The organism is Clostridium sp. chh4-2, assembly GCF_002899675.1.
Lineage (GTDB): Bacteria > Bacillota > Clostridia > Lachnospirales > Lachnospiraceae > CHH4-2.
The window spans coordinates 23842-39664 of sequence record NZ_PKUU01000008.1; the positions used below are offsets into that span (position 1 = coordinate 23842).

The 15823-nt window shown below is 45.5% G+C and carries 12 protein-coding genes and 1 pseudogene; 12 read left to right on the forward strand and 1 reads right to left on the reverse strand.

Annotated features, from left to right (window positions below; all coding sequences use genetic code 11):
* Positions 1–132 precede the first annotated feature (132 nt).
* The 7 genes from C0033_RS10105 to C0033_RS10135 all read left to right on the forward strand — a co-directional run bounded on the left by C0033_RS10105 (position 133) and on the right by C0033_RS10135 (position 10042).
* The gene (locus C0033_RS10105) at positions 133–726 is read left to right on the forward strand and encodes an N-acetylmuramoyl-L-alanine amidase (protein ID WP_103227746.1); all 594 of its coding nucleotides are present in this window, start codon (positions 133–135) and stop codon (positions 724–726) included.
* Positions 727–789: 63 nt separating this feature from the next.
* Complete coding sequence (locus C0033_RS10110) at positions 790–3009, forward strand: AraC family transcriptional regulator (protein ID WP_180994668.1); 2220 nt, start codon at positions 790–792, stop codon at positions 3007–3009.
* A gap of 25 nt (positions 3010–3034) precedes the next feature.
* Entirely contained in the window at positions 3035–4759 is a 1725-nt protein-coding gene (locus tag C0033_RS10115) for a proline--tRNA ligase (RefSeq protein ID WP_103227748.1), read from the forward strand.
* 265 nt (positions 4760–5024) lie between these two features.
* A complete protein-coding gene (locus C0033_RS10120) occupies positions 5025–6638 on the forward strand; it encodes an extracellular solute-binding protein (protein WP_103227749.1) in 1614 nt (537 codons plus the stop codon).
* A 112-nt stretch (positions 6639–6750) separates the two neighbouring features.
* Positions 6751–7674: an ABC transporter permease subunit gene (locus C0033_RS10125; RefSeq protein ID WP_207656869.1), complete on the forward strand. Its 924-nt coding sequence runs from the start codon at positions 6751–6753 to the stop codon at positions 7672–7674.
* Between the two features lie 12 nt (positions 7675–7686).
* Entirely contained in the window at positions 7687–8574 is an 888-nt protein-coding gene (locus C0033_RS10130; RefSeq protein ID WP_103227751.1) for a carbohydrate ABC transporter permease, read from the forward strand.
* 4 nt (positions 8575–8578) lie between these two features.
* Positions 8579–10042 carry a sulfatase-like hydrolase/transferase gene (locus C0033_RS10135; RefSeq protein ID WP_103227752.1) on the forward strand — a complete coding sequence of 488 codons (1464 nt, stop codon included), beginning with the start codon at positions 8579–8581 and terminating at the stop codon, positions 10040–10042.
* Between the two features lie 91 nt (positions 10043–10133).
* Here C0033_RS10135 and C0033_RS10140 read toward each other — a convergent pair whose 3' ends face one another.
* On the reverse strand, positions 10134–10820 hold the full coding sequence (locus C0033_RS10140; protein ID WP_180994669.1) for a GntR family transcriptional regulator: 687 nt from the start codon (positions 10818–10820) through the stop codon (positions 10134–10136).
* 417 nt (positions 10821–11237) lie between these two features.
* Here C0033_RS10140 and C0033_RS10145 point away from each other — a divergent pair, with 417 nt between their 5' ends.
* The 5 genes and pseudogenes from C0033_RS10145 (at position 11238) to C0033_RS10160 (ending at position 15741) form a co-directional block, all read left to right on the forward strand.
* Positions 11238–12485: a 2-hydroxyacyl-CoA dehydratase gene (locus C0033_RS10145; RefSeq protein ID WP_103227754.1), complete on the forward strand. Its 1248-nt coding sequence runs from the start codon at positions 11238–11240 to the stop codon at positions 12483–12485.
* Between the two features lie 2 nt (positions 12486–12487).
* Positions 12488–13609 carry a 2-hydroxyacyl-CoA dehydratase family protein gene (locus C0033_RS10150; protein ID WP_103227755.1) on the forward strand — a complete coding sequence of 374 codons (1122 nt, stop codon included), beginning with the start codon at positions 12488–12490 and terminating at the stop codon, positions 13607–13609.
* A 222-nt stretch (positions 13610–13831) separates the two neighbouring features.
* Positions 13832–14290, forward strand: a pseudogene (locus tag C0033_RS27435) (VanZ family protein); the annotation flags it as partial.
* Between the two features lie 63 nt (positions 14291–14353).
* Positions 14354–14686 (forward strand): DUF2809 domain-containing protein, encoded by a 333-nt coding sequence (locus tag C0033_RS27440; protein WP_242984475.1) that lies wholly within the window; start codon positions 14354–14356, stop codon positions 14684–14686.
* A gap of 62 nt (positions 14687–14748) precedes the next feature.
* A complete protein-coding gene (locus C0033_RS10160; RefSeq protein ID WP_103227757.1) occupies positions 14749–15741 on the forward strand; it encodes a hypothetical protein in 993 nt (330 codons plus the stop codon).
* The last annotated feature ends 82 nt before the right edge of the window (positions 15742–15823 follow it).

Consider the following 15823-nt stretch of genomic DNA (forward strand, 5'->3'; position numbering starts at 1 on the left):
AAAAAGGCAGATACCGATGCAGGGTTTCTGCCTTTTTTTGAATCGTTACTATGGAAGAATAGGAAACTGCATTATAAGCAGAAAAACAGGCACAAAACCGGGAATGTCCGCCATATACTAAAAAGAGAATCTATGGAATGGTGTGATAATTTGATTCGAATCTTTATCGATCAGGGGCACAACCCGGAACGGGTGAACGCAGGAGCAGAGGGCAATGGACTGAGGGAACAGGACATTACTTATATGGTAGGGTACTACCTGGCCAACATCCTGATGGCAGACGGGCGTTTCCAGGTGAGGACATCCAGAACTTATCCGGAACAGATTCTGGGATATGACAATATCTCCAGCTTAAATACCAGGGTGACGGCGGCTAACAGCTGGCCGGCTGATTATTTTATCAGCATTCATGTGAATGCCAATGAGAACCCGGCCATCAACGGTTCGGAGGTTTACGTGTATGAAATAGGCTCCCAGTCTTATTATCTGGGGCAGGATATACTGGCGGAAATTGTCAGACGGGTGGGAACTATGTATAATGGAGTGAGAGCCAATCCATCCCTGTATGTTCTGCGCAATACGAATATGCCGTCCGTACTGGTGGAGCTGGCCTATATCACCAACTATGAAGACGCAATGAAACTGAGGGATGACCAGTACCAGTTTGCCTATGGTATCTATGTGGGGCTGCTAAATTATCTGGGGCTGCCGCAGGTGTTGTTTTAGAGAAGGGGTTTTTGGGGAAAGGATAAAATCGGGGGAATGAAGCACATATTTGTTAAAAAGAAAATGTTATATTCACTGTTGGTTCCATATCTTCTTGCAGGAATTTTTGTCACTGCATTTCTGGGATATAAATATAATACTTCTATAAAAGAGTTAAAGCAGAGCTATGATAATGAAAATGAATCGGTTCTCGGAAAGCTGAACCGGGAAGTTGATTATCTGGTGAGGGATATTGAAAATCTGGTGGTGGAAGTGGAGCTTGATAACCAGCTGCTAAAGCCGCTGACCATCTCAGAAGGAAAGCGGAGCGGTTCAGAGAACTATTCCATCGCAATGGCGTTAATGAGACTTAAAAACATTAAGAAATATAACCATCTGATCGAAGATATTTTGCTGTATTACCGAAAGGGCGGTTTCTTTTTAAATACCATAAGCATCAGGGATGAACCGGGGATTTATCATGATTACAACAGCAACCAGACCGTCGAATATGAGGAATGGAAGGGCTCCTTGACCCGGATCTTTCCTCAGGGACGGCTGGTAACTGCCGGCAGTTCCATCTTTTACATCGTCACGATCCCATTTAACGAGCAGACCGAGAACTGCAATGTGATCGTGAAGATAGATACCAACGGATTCGATGAGCTGATGAATGATTATAATCTGGTCAATGCAAATGCAGTCTGTCTTTTTGACAGCGATATGACCCTGATCGCATCCAATGAAATCGGCAAAGAAATTCCCTGGACCAAAGAAAGCATAGATACGGCAGTGCAGGGCGCCAAAGACGGACAAGCTGCAAAGATCGGCGGAATATCCTATCATGTCTACAGCGCTTCCAGCGATAAAAATGGTCTGAACTATCTTCTTTTGACCAATACGGAGACTTTAAATACACAGATCCGCTATATAAGAATTGTGTACACCGGAGGCGGCATTCTGATCGCCCTTTTGCTGTTTATAGGTCTGTACGGAGTGGCTGTAAACTACAGACACATACAGTCCATCATCGAACGCCTGATGAAAAATAATGACAAAGAATGTGAATCCGATTACTCTGAATTCGATTACATCAACAATGCCCTGAATGCGTTGGAGGAAAAGATGCATGGGCAGGAGAGGGCAGTGCTCGACAACTGTATCAGAAAAGCCATCTATGGTCTGATTGACGACGAAGACAGCAATTATGAGCATTTATTTAAACATCAGGAAAACTTATGCCGCGGCCAGAGCGTAATTGCCGTATTCGAAAACTGCACGCCAAAAGAGCGGGAAGCCAAGGAAGTGAAACTGGATCTGTTCATCATCGGCAATGTGCTCCGCGACGTATTTGAACAGGATGTGGAATGCTGGGTGCTGGCTGTCTATGACTGGGAAATCGTAGCTCTTAACTGGTGCAAAGAGGGCCCTGTAGAGGAAGAATACCTGCTGAACGGCCTGAAATATGCCCGCAAGTTCCTGGAAGAACGTCTGGAACTTCCCTATACGGTAGGTGTTTCCGAACCCGTATGCGGAATAGGAGAATTCTCCCGGGGATATAAAGAGGCCATGGAGGCCATCGAAGAAAAGCAGGTATTAGGCGAAAATCAGGTGATCTGCTATGAAACCGTAAAAAATGGCGGCCACCATTTTGAATACAGCATTGAAATGGAAAAACGGCTAAAAAATTACATCCGTTTAGGCGATTACAATAAGTCAAAGTCAGAGATCGAAGCCATCTATGACGAAGCCTTCCACCAGAACCCGATATCTCCTGAGGCCGGGAAGCTGCTTTTGCTGAACCTGATAAAAACTGTCAATGAAATCGCCAAGGAGCGTAATGATCCGAGGCAGGTTGATTCCAAAGCGGTGCTCAAAAAAGTATATACCGCCCATACCATGAAGGACGAGATTCTAAACATGGTAGATTATCTGTGTTCCCAAAGCCAGGAAATCGTGGATACCACAGAAAACCGCAAAAATCAGATCCGACAGTATGTAGCGGATCATTATAAAGATGTAAATCTGAATGTAGCCATGATAGCCGAAGCATTTCATTTGAATCCTTCCTACCTTTCCCGTTTTTTCAAAGAGGAAACTGGGGAAAACCTTCTAAATTATATTAATCATTACCGGGTGGAGCGGGTGAAGGAGCTTTTGACGTCTACGGATGATACCATAGCTTTTATCTCTTCTGAAACCGGATTTTTAAATGCGGCTGCGCTGTCCAGAACTTTTAAAAAGTTTGAGGGTATCACTCCAGGCCAATATAAAGCGATTCATCAATCGAAAGACAATAAATAATTACAATTGATATGGAGGTATTATTATGAAACTGAGTAAACTTGTAGGCGACCGTTTTAGGGAACGTCCCGGAGACTGTGTGGTGGACAGCCATGCGATTATGATCCGCGGCGGCTATATGAAGTATGTGGCAAACGGTATTTTCTCCTCCTATATGCCGTTAAAGAGGATTACACGGAAAATTGAACAGATTATCAGGGAGGAAATGGACGCGATCGACGGGCAGGAGGTTCAGTTTCCGGTGGTGATGCCGGCAGCTTTATGGCAGGAATCGGGAAGATATGAGAGTATCGGGCGGGAACTGGTGCGTTTTTCGGACAGAAACGACAGCCCGCTTGTGCTGGGCATGACCCATGAGGAAGCAGCGGTTCAGCTTGTGCGGGAATATGGACAAAGTTACATGAAATATCCGTTTATGATTTATCAGATTCAGACGAAATTCCGCGACGAAGCCCGCCCGCGGGCCGGACTGATCCGCGTCCGTGAATTCACGATGAAGGATGCGTATTCGTTCCACACAAGCCAGGAGGATTTGGAAGAATACTATGCACGGTGTTTTAAAGCATATGAGAGGATTTATAAGAGGGCGGGACTGCCGGAGGTGATCTCCGTAGCCTCCGATTCCGGCATGATGGGCGGTAATATTTCCCATGAATTCATGCTCCTGACCCCAATCGGAGAGGATTCCATCGCCATATGCGGTGAATGCGGCTACCGGGCCAACATGGAAGCGGCGGAATCGGTGGTTCGGAATCAGAAGGATGAGGTGTCTCAGGAACTGACCCTTGTTCATACGCCTGACATCCATACGATTGAAGATGTCTGCAGATTTCTGGGGACCGATGAAAAAACGTCCTGCAAAGCCGTTGTTTATCAAAGAAATTCGGATGACAAATATATCGTTTTATTCATCCGGGGGGATCTGGAAGTTAATGAGACAAAACTGACAAATTATCTGGGATGCGAAATTTATCCGGCGGTTATCACGGAGGAATGCGGCCTGAATGCAGGATATATCGGACCTTACCATTTAGATGGAGATTTTATTGTGCTCTATGACCGTTCGCTTGAGGGAACTAATAATCTTTCCTGCGGCGCAAATATTCCGGAATACCATTATACGGGCCTGGATATGGAGCGCGATCTGGCGGAAGCGGAATATCACGACTTTGCCAAGATTCAGGAGGGCGGAATCTGCCCCCACTGCGGCAAGCCGGCCATTAGTATTTCACGGGGAATTGAAGTGGGAAATATCTTCCAGTTGGGGACAAAGTATACAAAATCCATGGATATGACTTATACGGACAAAGACGGAAGCGTGCAGAATCCGATTATGGGATGTTACGGAATTGGCGTGGGACGTCTGGCGGCAGCCGTATGCGAGACGCATCACGATGATTTCGGCCCCATATGGCCGATGTCGATCGCTCCATGGCAGGTTCATCTCTGCGCGGTGCGCACAGACAACCCGGATATCAGATCATATGCGGATAAACTGTACGAAGAGCTGCAGAGTAGGGGATTGGAAGTCATCTACGACGACCGTTCTGTAAGCGCAGGCGTTATGTTCTCTGATGCCGATTTGTTAGGCGTTCCCGTAAGAGCTGTGGTCAGCCCGAGAAATATGAAGCAGGGGCAGGTGGAAATCGTGTCAAGAGATAAGAGCATTTCTTTAAATGTACCAATGGAATCAGCAGCCGAGCGGGTGCAGCAGGTGGTTTCTGATTTAAAAAAGCAGAGTGATATTTAGTAAAATGGCAGCAGTCAGCTTAGGAGGATGCATTGTTTATCCATTCCTGGCTGGCTGCATTTTTTTACTTAAACCACGGTTTCTTATGCATTCATGGGGGAATAAAAGTAAAAAAATGAGAAGAAAGTAAAAAATTGAAAGAGGAAAAAGTAAAAATCCGGCAACAAAATAGAATAGTGATTCTGGTAAAATCTTTCTGTAATGATATATTCAGGGTGCAGCAGCAATGAAGAATTAAAATAATGAGAACGGGAGGTATTGATTCGTGAGAAGAAAAAGACTGGCATGTTTGTGTTTGGGAGCCATGATGGCGCTCAGTACGGCAGGATGTGGAAAGAAGGCGGAGAGTCCGTCGCCGTCTGCATCGGGGGATGTTCAGAAAGAGGAGACTCAAAAAAGCGGGGATAAAACGGGGGGCAAGTTTACGTATTGGGTGGAAATGAACCCCAGTGCGGCAACGGTTGTTCAGAATTACGGGGATATCGAATACTTTAAGAAGCTTCAGGAAATCACAGGAACCCAGATTGAATTCATGCATCCGCCGGCAGGGCAGACGACGGAGCAGTTTAAGCTGTTGATCGCGTCCAGAAAGGATCTTCCGGACGTGGTATCGATCAACTGGCTGACTGAATATCCGGGAGGGCCTGAAAAGGCTGTAAAAGACGGAGTGATCATTGATTTGAACGATTACCTGGATCTGATGCCTAATTATAAGGCATTTTTGGAATCTGATCCTGAGATCAAGAAGCAGTCCATCACAGATGAGGGGACGCTCTACGGTTTCCACGGCATCAATATGGAAAAGGTGAGAACCTGCGCCTGCGGACTGATTGCAAGGCAGGACTGGCTGGACGATTTGGGGCTGGAAGTGCCTGAGACCATCGATGAATGGGAAAATGCCCTGAGACTGTTTAAGGAAGAAAAAGGAGCGACGGCGCCGTTTACCGTTCAGTTGAAAGACTTCTTTAAATATAATCTGTTCAATGCCGCATATGGCATAACCAATGAATTTTATCTGGATGAAAGCGGACAGGTGCAGTATGGTCCGATTCAGCCGGAATATAAAGAATACCTTACTACGATGAACCGCTGGTATCAGGAAGGTCTGATCGATCCTGATTTCGCATCCATCGATAAGAAAATCATCAGCTCCAACATGCTCAACGACAAGTCGGGCGTTGCATTCGGCTTCGTGGGAAGCGGCATGGGCACATGGCTTAACGCGGCAACCCAGGAAAATTACGCTCTTGTGGGATGTCCAAACCCTGTTCTTCACAAAGGGGATGAGGGGATGTTTTCACCGGAATATAAGGGCAAAGTGCTGATTACAGCGGCTATCACAACCAATGCAAAAGACATTGAAAGCATTATTAAAACATTTGATTATCTGTATACGGAGGAAGGAAGACTTCTTAAAAACTTCGGCATCGAGGGCATGACCTATAATATGGTGGACGGAAAACCGGTATACAGCGATTTGATCACACATAACCCGGACGGCCTGGCTATCTCAGACGCCATGGCAAAATACATCCAGCCCAACTATCCGGGCGCAGGACAGGCCAATCTTCCTGAGTACATCGACCAGTATTATGCGGAAGAATCCCAGAAAGAGGCCAATGTTACCTTTAACAAGTTTTCCGAGGCATCGGCTAAATACTCCATGCCGCCTGTAACCGCTACAGCAGACGAAAGCAAGGAGCTGGGCAATATCATGTCTCAGATTTCAACTTACAGGGATGAAAAAGTGGTGGCATTTATCACCGGAGCGGATTCATTGGATCATTTCGACGATTTCGTGGCAGAGATCAAAAATCTTGGAATCGAAAGAGCGATTGAGATAAAAACAGCGAGTCTGGAACGCTATCAGGCACGTTAAACCGGCAGGCAGGTTGGAGATTTCAACCTGCCTGTAACGAAAATCGGGGAAGTCTGCCATATGATATTCTGCCATGCGGCGGACAGTCTGCCCCACAGAAATGAGGAACGTTATGGGTAAAAAAATCAAGATAAAGATACAGAGGGAATGGAACAGAAACAAATACCTCTATTTTCTTTCAGTGCCCTTTTTATTATATTACCTGATCTTCCATTATGGCCCGATGAGCGGCCTTTTGATGGCATTTCAGGATTACAGCATTGTGGATGGAATTTGGCACAGCCCGTTTATCGGACTGGAGAATTTCGTCCGTTTCTTCCAGAGCCAGTATTTTTGGCGGCTGCTGAGAAATACGCTTTTTTTAAGCATCCAGAATATCGCATGGGGATTTCCGGCTCCGCTTATCTTAGCGCTGCTGTTAAATGAAATCCGCAATGAAAAATTTAAACGGACGGTGCAGACCGTAACTTATCTGCCGCATTTCATCTCATTGGTGGTTGTATGCGGTATGCTGACCCAGTTTTTAGCGAGAGACGGGTTTATCACCAACATGCTGGTGAAGATCGGCCTGATAAGCCCTACCAACCTGCTGGGAATGAAGGAATATTTCAGAACCATTTACATTACCAGCGGCATCTGGCAGGAGATCGGATGGGGAACCATCATCTATCTGGCGGCGTTAACCGGGGTGGATGAACAGCTTTACGAAGCGGCCAAAATCGACGGGGCCAACCGTTTCCGCTGTCTGGTCAATATCACCTTGCCGTCCATCGCGCCTACGATTATCATGCTTTTGATATTGCAGGTGGGGAAGGTGATGAGCGTTGGATTTGAAAAGATCATCTTATTATATAATCCCCAGACTTATGAAGTGGCTGACGTTTTGTCCAGTTACATCTACCGATACGGTTTGGGCGGCAGCTTTGATTATGGATATACGACGGCAATCGGTTTGTTTTCTTCTGTGATCAATTTTATTTTGGTGATATCCGCCAATAAAATCAGCAGGAAAATCACGGAAACAAGTCTTTGGTAAAGGAGTGGGAGCATGAGATATAAAAGTTCTTTAGGAGAACGCGTTTTTGATGTGTTAAATGTGGCAGGGCTCACACTTTTAATGGTTGTCACTCTGTATCCGGTTATCTACGTGGTGCTGGCCTCCTTCAGTGATTCCAATCAGCTGCTGGCCTACACCGGACTTTTGGTAAAGCCGCTGGGCTTTAATCTGGCTGCCTATAAAGCGGTACTGAAAAATCCGAACATTTTATCCGGCTATATGGTGACATTGTTTGTGGTTGTGGTCGGGACCTTTTTAAATGTGCTGACTACGGCGGTTTCGGCCTTTGTGCTGACCAGAAAAAGATTTCCGCTGAGCAAGGTATTTGTGTTGTTTTCCGTATTCACAATGTATTTCAGCGGTGGTATGATACCCAGATATTTATTTGTAAATGATACGCTGGGGTTGGGAAATAATGTGTGGGCGCTGATTCTGCCAGGGCTGATCTCCACCTATAATCTGATCATTATGAAGAGCAATTTTGAATCCATACCGGACAGTTTGGAGGAGTCGGCCAGGATCGACGGGGCCAATGATATCGTCATTCTGTTCAGGATTATTTTGCCTCTGTCAAAGGCAATTCTTGCGGTAATGGTTCTGATGTACGGGGTGAGCCACTGGAACGCCTGGTTTGACGCGATGCTGTTTATCAGGACCAGAAGCCTTTACCCGCTGCAGATTATTTTACGGGAGATTTTAATTGCCAATTCTACGGAGAGCATGATGTCAGGCGGAGGCACGGGCGGCGATATTCAGGCTATCGGTGAGAGCATAAAGTATGCTACAATTGTAGTGGCTACCGTGCCGATTTTATGCGTTTACCCCTTTGTACAGAAATATTTTACAAAGGGAGTTATGTTAGGCGCAGTGAAAGGATAGGAAAATGGAGAAGAAACCAAATGTAGTGATTATTATGGCGGACCAGCTGAGATACGATGTGATGGAAATGGGAATTACGCCCAATATCAGGAAGCTGGCGGATGAGGGAGTTGAGTTTACCAATTGTTATTGCGCGTGTCCGCTCTGCGTGCCGGCAAGGGGAGCATTTTTTACAGGCACCTACCCGAACCACAATGGAAGCCTGATCAATCCATGGGCGGAGGTGGACCGTGGATACGGTTCGGTTAAGGAAGGGATCAGCAATCTGTATACGATGATGGAAGAGGACTGGGACAGCATTCATTCGGGGAAACAGCATCTCTATACAGAGGGCACAAAGCTGGAAGACCGGGAAGACAGCAAGACGTATTTTGCGGCCACGGACGACATCTATTTCAACCATCTGAAAACGGAAGGAAAGAGAAAGCCCGGCGGGCCAAACTTCCGTACTCTGGTTCCGGAGATGACGGAGGGGAAATTTACAAGAGCCGTCAGCTATTCCACGCCTGAAACGGGCTGTTATGAGGACGGATATGAGAATTTCTATGACGGTTATTATACGGAACAGGGCTTAAAGGCGTTAAAAAACAGGAATCGGGAAAAGCCATTGCTTCTGAACATGATGTATCTGGCGCCCCATCCGCCTTTTGATATCCCTCAGCCATGGTATTCCAGATTTGAAGAGGTGAACCTTCCTGAGAATGTGGGGGAATGGTACAGCAGGCAGTCTCCGCTTCAGATGTATAATCTGACCGGAGTGGTGGGCAGCAGATACAGCAGAGAAGAATGGGAACAGCCTTGGAAGGTTTATATGGGGCTGGTAAGCCTTTTGGACGACTGCGTGGGGAAGATTCAGGATGAACTGAAGAGTCAGGGAATCTACGATGATTCGATCATAATTTTCACTTCGGATCATGGAGAAATGCTGGGTTCCCACAAGCTGTTCCAGAAGATGTGCATGTATGAGGAATCGGCGAAAACGCCTTTATACATAAAATTCCCTAAGGGATTTAAGGCCAGCCGGAAGGTATTCGATGAGCTGGTAAGCGGAATCGATGTATTTCCAACCCTCTGTGAATACCTGAATCTGAAACCGGCTCATGAGGTGGACGGGCAGTCGCTTCTGCCGCTGATCGAGGGAAGAGAAACTAAGCTTCCAAGACAGGAAGCCTATATCCAGTTCGACGGAAACGGAGCCAGATCGAATTTTCAGAGATGCGTGGTGAAGGATGGATATAAGCTGATTGTGGATTTATTTAAGGATGAGACGTTCTTAGAGCTGTATCATGTGAAAGAGGACAGGCAGGAAAAGGTGAATCTGGCGTTTGATGAAGGGTATGATCAGATTACGGAAGAGCTGCTGGGGCTTTTGAAAGAACATATGGTTAAGACCGGGGATCAGATTGAGATTCTGGAGATTTGTTTGAAGGAATTCAGGGATAATTATAACCGCGGGTTTAAGAGATAGATAACAGAAAGGGGAACGGGATATTGCTCCGTTCCCTTTTTAGTGCCAGTTTTTAATTAACCTTGTTTTTTAATCTTTGAAAAGTCTTCTTTCACCGCAAAAAATACTGCGGATAAGTCTCCTTCGCCATAAAACTCATATCCAGCACCCGCTCCAAATGAACCGTAAGCGCTTTCTGAGCCCCCAGCAGGTCATGCTGTCCGATTGCATCCAGAATTTCCTGATGCTGCTGGACAAGTGACGGCATCTTATGAGCAAAGGGAATCTCAAAATTCTTCCATCGTTTTACCTGAAGCATAGGCTCTTCGATCACCTTCAGGATGGTCTGTTTTCTCAGCCCTTTCAAAATCAGATCATGAAATTCATCATCCAGGCAGGAAAAATCAGATTCATATTTATCGTAACCGATAAAAGTTCTCTGCTTCACCATATTAGCTTCCATCTGTTTGATGACCTGTGCCAGCGCCTTTTTATCCAGATATTCAAACAGACCGAATATTGCCTCTTTTTCCACGCAGGTTCTAAGAAGCATCAGATCCCCGATATAATCCGTATCCAAATAGCTGACAAAAGTTCCCCTCTGTGGGTAAACGGCGGCCAGATTCAGTTGGACCAAACGGCTGATGACGGCCCGTATGGTGGAACGGGTACAGGAATATTCGGAACAGAGCAGGTGTTCGCTGATTTTCTGCCCCGGTTTTAAATCCAGATTCAGGATTCTGTATTTTATATTTTGAAATATTTCTTCAACAGGTATAGGCGGACCTTCCTTTGGCATGTATTCCATCAATTATTACCTCGTTTCCCAAGTTGAATGTAACTATTCAGAGGGGGCATCTTCTTGCATGGCCTGCGGCCATACAAAAGCTGGAAGGTTCCTCCGATGTGAATATTGATATAAAAATCCTCTTACAAGCAAGCTTGACACTGATTTTTATATCAATATTCCCGTTCTCTGAACAGTTACAGTTAAATATTAAATGCACAAAAGAGCAAGTAAATATATACATAAAAGTATACAATATATTTTACCGGAAAGCCATACAAAGAAACTTCACCATATAAAAAATTATAGAAAAAATATAGAAGAAAAGCTTCCGGATTCTTAATCCCAATGTTGAAAAAAAATTAACAATATGGTATTCTATAGGTATAAAACTTGTCGACAAGTAAACAAGATCAGGAGGAACATTTCATGGGAGAGGAAGTCAAAAAACCACGCCGTCCGATCGACCCCAATTCAGCCAAATATAAGCTGAATCAGATCGTGGCAAAACAAAAACAGGATGTATGGGATGCAAAAGAAAGAGGAGAGAAGATCGGTTGGTGCGCCAGCAACTTTCCGGTAGAAATTATCGAAACTTTAGGCCTTTATGTCTGCTATCCGGAGAATCACGGGGCGGTAATCGGTGCAAAAGGCGGCGGAGAAAGGCTGTGCAGCAGTGCGGAAGGACAGGGCTATTCCAATGACCTCTGCGCATATGCCAGAATCAATTTCGGATATCTGAAAGAGAAGTCGGCTCCGGAAGAAGAGATGCCTATGCCGGACTATGTTCTCTGCTGCAACAACATCTGCGACTGCATGTTTAAATGGTATGAGAATCTTGCAAGGGAATGCAATATTCCGCTGTTTTTCCTGGATATTCCTTATAATCAGGACTATGAAGTGTCGGAAGCAACGATGGATTATGTAAAAGGACAGTGGTGGGATCTGATCTCAGAACTGGAAGAATTCCTTGGTAAGAAATGGGATGATGAAAAATTCAAAGAAGCCATGTACAACAGTAAACGTTCTAGTCAGGCATGGTTGGAGGCCTGCTACTGTGCAGAACATCAGCCGTCTCCATTTAACGGATTCGATCTGATGAACCATATGGCGGTTGCAACCGTTGCGAGAGGAAAGAAGGAAGCTTATGAGGCATTTGAACTTCTGATTTCTGAATATAAGAAGAATATTGAAGAAGGAAAGAGTACATACCGTGTGGAAGAAAAATATAGAATTATGTTTGAAGGCATCGCCTGCTGGCCATATCTGAGAGCCACGTCTTCCGCGCTGAGAGAGAGGGGAATCAATATGGTTTCCACCATTTATGCCCCTGCATTTGCATTTATCTATGATGATTTTGACGGATTGATTAAAGCTTACTGTACAACGCCTAACGGAGTATGTCTGGAACACTCCAGAGACCTTCGTGCGGATCTTTGTAAGAGAACCCATACAGACGGCTTGCTGGTACATACAAACCGTTCCTGCAAGGCATGGAGCGGCAGCAACTACGAGATGACCCGCCAGGTGGGCGAGCTCTGCGGCATTCCGGTAGTGGCATTTGACGGAGATCAGGCAGACCCGCGTAATTTCTCAGAAGCCCAGTATATAACAAGAGTTCAGGGACTTCAGGAATTGATGGATGAGAACAAGAGCAGGAAAGAGGAGGGCAGATAGCGATGGCAGATAGAAAGGAGTTATTCTCACGTTTTCATGAAATTGCCGTTTCTCCGAAAAAACAGATGGAGAAATATAAAGAACAGGGAAAGAAGATCGTTCTCTGCGTTCCAGGATATACGCCGGATGAAATCATTCATTCCATGGGGATGGTGCCGATGGGAACCTGGGGAGCTGATATTCAGCTGAAAGAAGCAAAACGCTATTTCCCGGCATTTATCTGCAGCATTCTGCAGTCTGTGCTGGAACTTGGAATTACAGGAGAGTATGAAGGGGCCTGTGCCATCGTAATTCCTCATCTTTGCGATTCATTAAGAAGCATCGGACAGAACTGGAAAGTGGCGGTTCCGTCCATTCCGTTTATTCAGATGAACTATCCGCAAAACCGCAAGATTGAGGCCGGAAAGAGATTTACAAAGGCAGGATACCAGAGAGTGATTGCAGATTTGGAAAATGCATCGGGACTGGCATTTTCTGATGAAGAACTGGCAAAATCCAATGAGATTTATAACGAGCACAATGCGGTGATGAGAGAATTTGCAGAATTGGCAGAGACTCGCAGCATGAGTGCACAGGAACGGAATGACGTATTTAAAAGCGCTTATTTTATGCTGAAAGAGGAACATACTGAATTAGTGCGTGAATTAAATGAAGTGCTGAAAGCAGAACCTGAGGATACTTCCCATAAGATCAGGATCGTCACATCCGGAATTCTGGCCGACAGTCCTGCACTTTTAAAGATCTTGGATGATAATAATATGAAGATTGTGGCTGACGATGTGCTTCATGAATCCAGACAGTACAGAACTGACGTTAAACCGGCGGAAACTGCGTTAGACGGCCTCGTTAACAAATTCTCTGAGATGGATCACTGCTCTCTGTTATATAACCGGCATAAGAACCATGTGGACTATGTGGTCGACCTGGTAAAAGAACACCATGCGTCAGGACTTCTGATGATCATGACAAAATTCTGTGATCCGGAAGAGTTTGACTATGTATTTATCAAAAAGTTATGTGAGGAACAGGGAATTTCCATGATTTCGGTTGAAGTCGACAGACAGATGGTTCATTATGAACAGGCGGCAACGATCATTGAAAGCTGGAAAGAAATGATGATGTAATTGTAATTATTTTTGCGGTACTGCATTTTGCGGTGCCGCATTTTTTGTTATAGAAAAATACTCCTATGGCATAGAAAAGCTCTCCGAGGCACTCCACAACAGATAAAGGCTGCCGCTGACCGGATTTTTTTGTAAAATAGTGAAAATTTTCACCCATTAGGGAAATCATGATATAATGAGGAAAGACATAACAATACCGCATAGAACGGGAGAACTTAAAAGATGGAAAATAAAAAAACGCTGAAAAGAATCTTCCTCCTACTAGCAACCGTTGGGTGGATGTTGATAATCTTTTCATTTTCGGCAAAACCGGCCGATGAATCGACTCAGATGAGCCACGAAACCGGAAAAATAGTGGCAAAAATAATCAATCCGGATTTTAACCGATGGAGCCCGGATCTCCAAAGCAATTATGTGGAACAGATTGATTTTGCGGTGAGAAAGTCTGCTCATGCATCGGAATATGCGCTGCTGGGTGTGCTGCTGTTTTTTACGGTTACTGAATGGGCGGCTTATTTTAAATGGAGCTGGATTGGAAAACACCGGGCGCTGGCTGTCTGGATGATCGGAACCTGCTATGCCGCCAGCGACGAGTTCCACCAATATTTCGTGCCGGGGAGAAGCTGTCAGATGTCGGATGTTTTGCTGGATAGCGCCGGTGTTTTGGCGGGAATTGCATTGTGCCTGATTTTAATCAGATTTGCATCTGCCCGCCTGAATTATTTGATCAGTTTTTTGATTCTGATGGCTGTGGAGACGTACATTGCGGTCAATGTCCACGATCAGTTTATACGCCCCTATATAGGAGATGTACTGGTTGTGATCGTTCTGTACTGTTTTATCAGAATAATTGTGCCGAATGGAATCAAACGCCTTCCGCTCTATCTCTTTCTGTTTTCAACGGCCGTAGAGGTGGGACAGTATTTTAATCTGGCCGCCATGCTGGGGCTTGGTGGAAACCGGCTTGCTAGGATCATACTGGGTTCCACCTTTGACTGGAAAGATATTGGATGTTATGGAGCCGGCTGTATTATCCTTTGGATCTGGGAGAAAAGCAGGGACAGGAAGTTTTTTTAGGTTGCTATTTTCCTGGAAAATCATTACAATAATTAGTAACAGACGGAGAAGGAGGCAATGGGATGAATAGAGGAAGAAAGTACGGTTTATCAGCAATTTTGGCTGTGGCATTGACGTTGTCCGCAGCAATGCCGGGGTGGGCTGAAAAGGAAGAGAGGACTCCGGTAGGAGAGGTCTTTCTCTCCTTTGATTCCAGCATTGAGGCAGGTGAAAGCGGCGGCAGTGTGGATGTGAACGTGGAAGCCGGGGCGTGTGAAGTGGACCGTGTGGAAATTGTCGGTGAAAAAACTGTGTGGTCCGGCGGGGACGAGCCAAAGATCAAAGTTTATCTGAGTGCGGAAGACGGATACTATTTTGCAAAAACCGGGAAGAGTATGTTTGGACTGATCGGTGAAAATGCGAAATATGTGAGCGCCCATACGAAGAATGATAAAGAAACATTGGTTTTAACCGTCAAATTGGATGAGCTGGAAGCGGGAGATATCTTTGTCAGCAATCTGGTTTGGGATGCCACAATCGGCCATGCCAGCTGGGACCCGTCAGATGGAGCGAAGAAATACCGCGTCAGGCTGGTGCGTGGAAACACAAGCCTTGGATCAATTTATACGACAACAGAGACCAGCTATGATTTATCCGGACTGATTGACCGGGAAGGTGTTTATTATTTTAAAGTTCAGGCGGTTGACGGCGGTAATAACTCAGGCGACTGGATCGAATCTCCCAGCCTTTACATCAAGAAAGAGGACATACCTGAAATCAAAGCCAACAGCAGCGCAATAAAACAGAATCCGGGAGCAGGCCCCGGAACCGGAAAATGGGTTCAGGATGAAAAGGGCTGGTGGTTCCAGAATTCAGATCAAAGCTATCCATACAGCTGCTGGCAGAAGATCAACGGCGAATGGTATTCCTTTGACGAACAAGGATACATGCAGACCGGATGGGTGTGCTGGAACGATAAATGGTATTACTGCGATCTGGAAAGCGGAGCCATGTGGGCCGGAAAGACAACGCCTGACGGACATACAGTTGGATCTGACGGAGCAAGAAATGACTAAAGTGTTTTACATCTTTGTTTAGACGGCTAAGAGACGCCGGAAAGAAAGGGAAACCTGGGCGGGCGGCGGAAAATGGAAACAG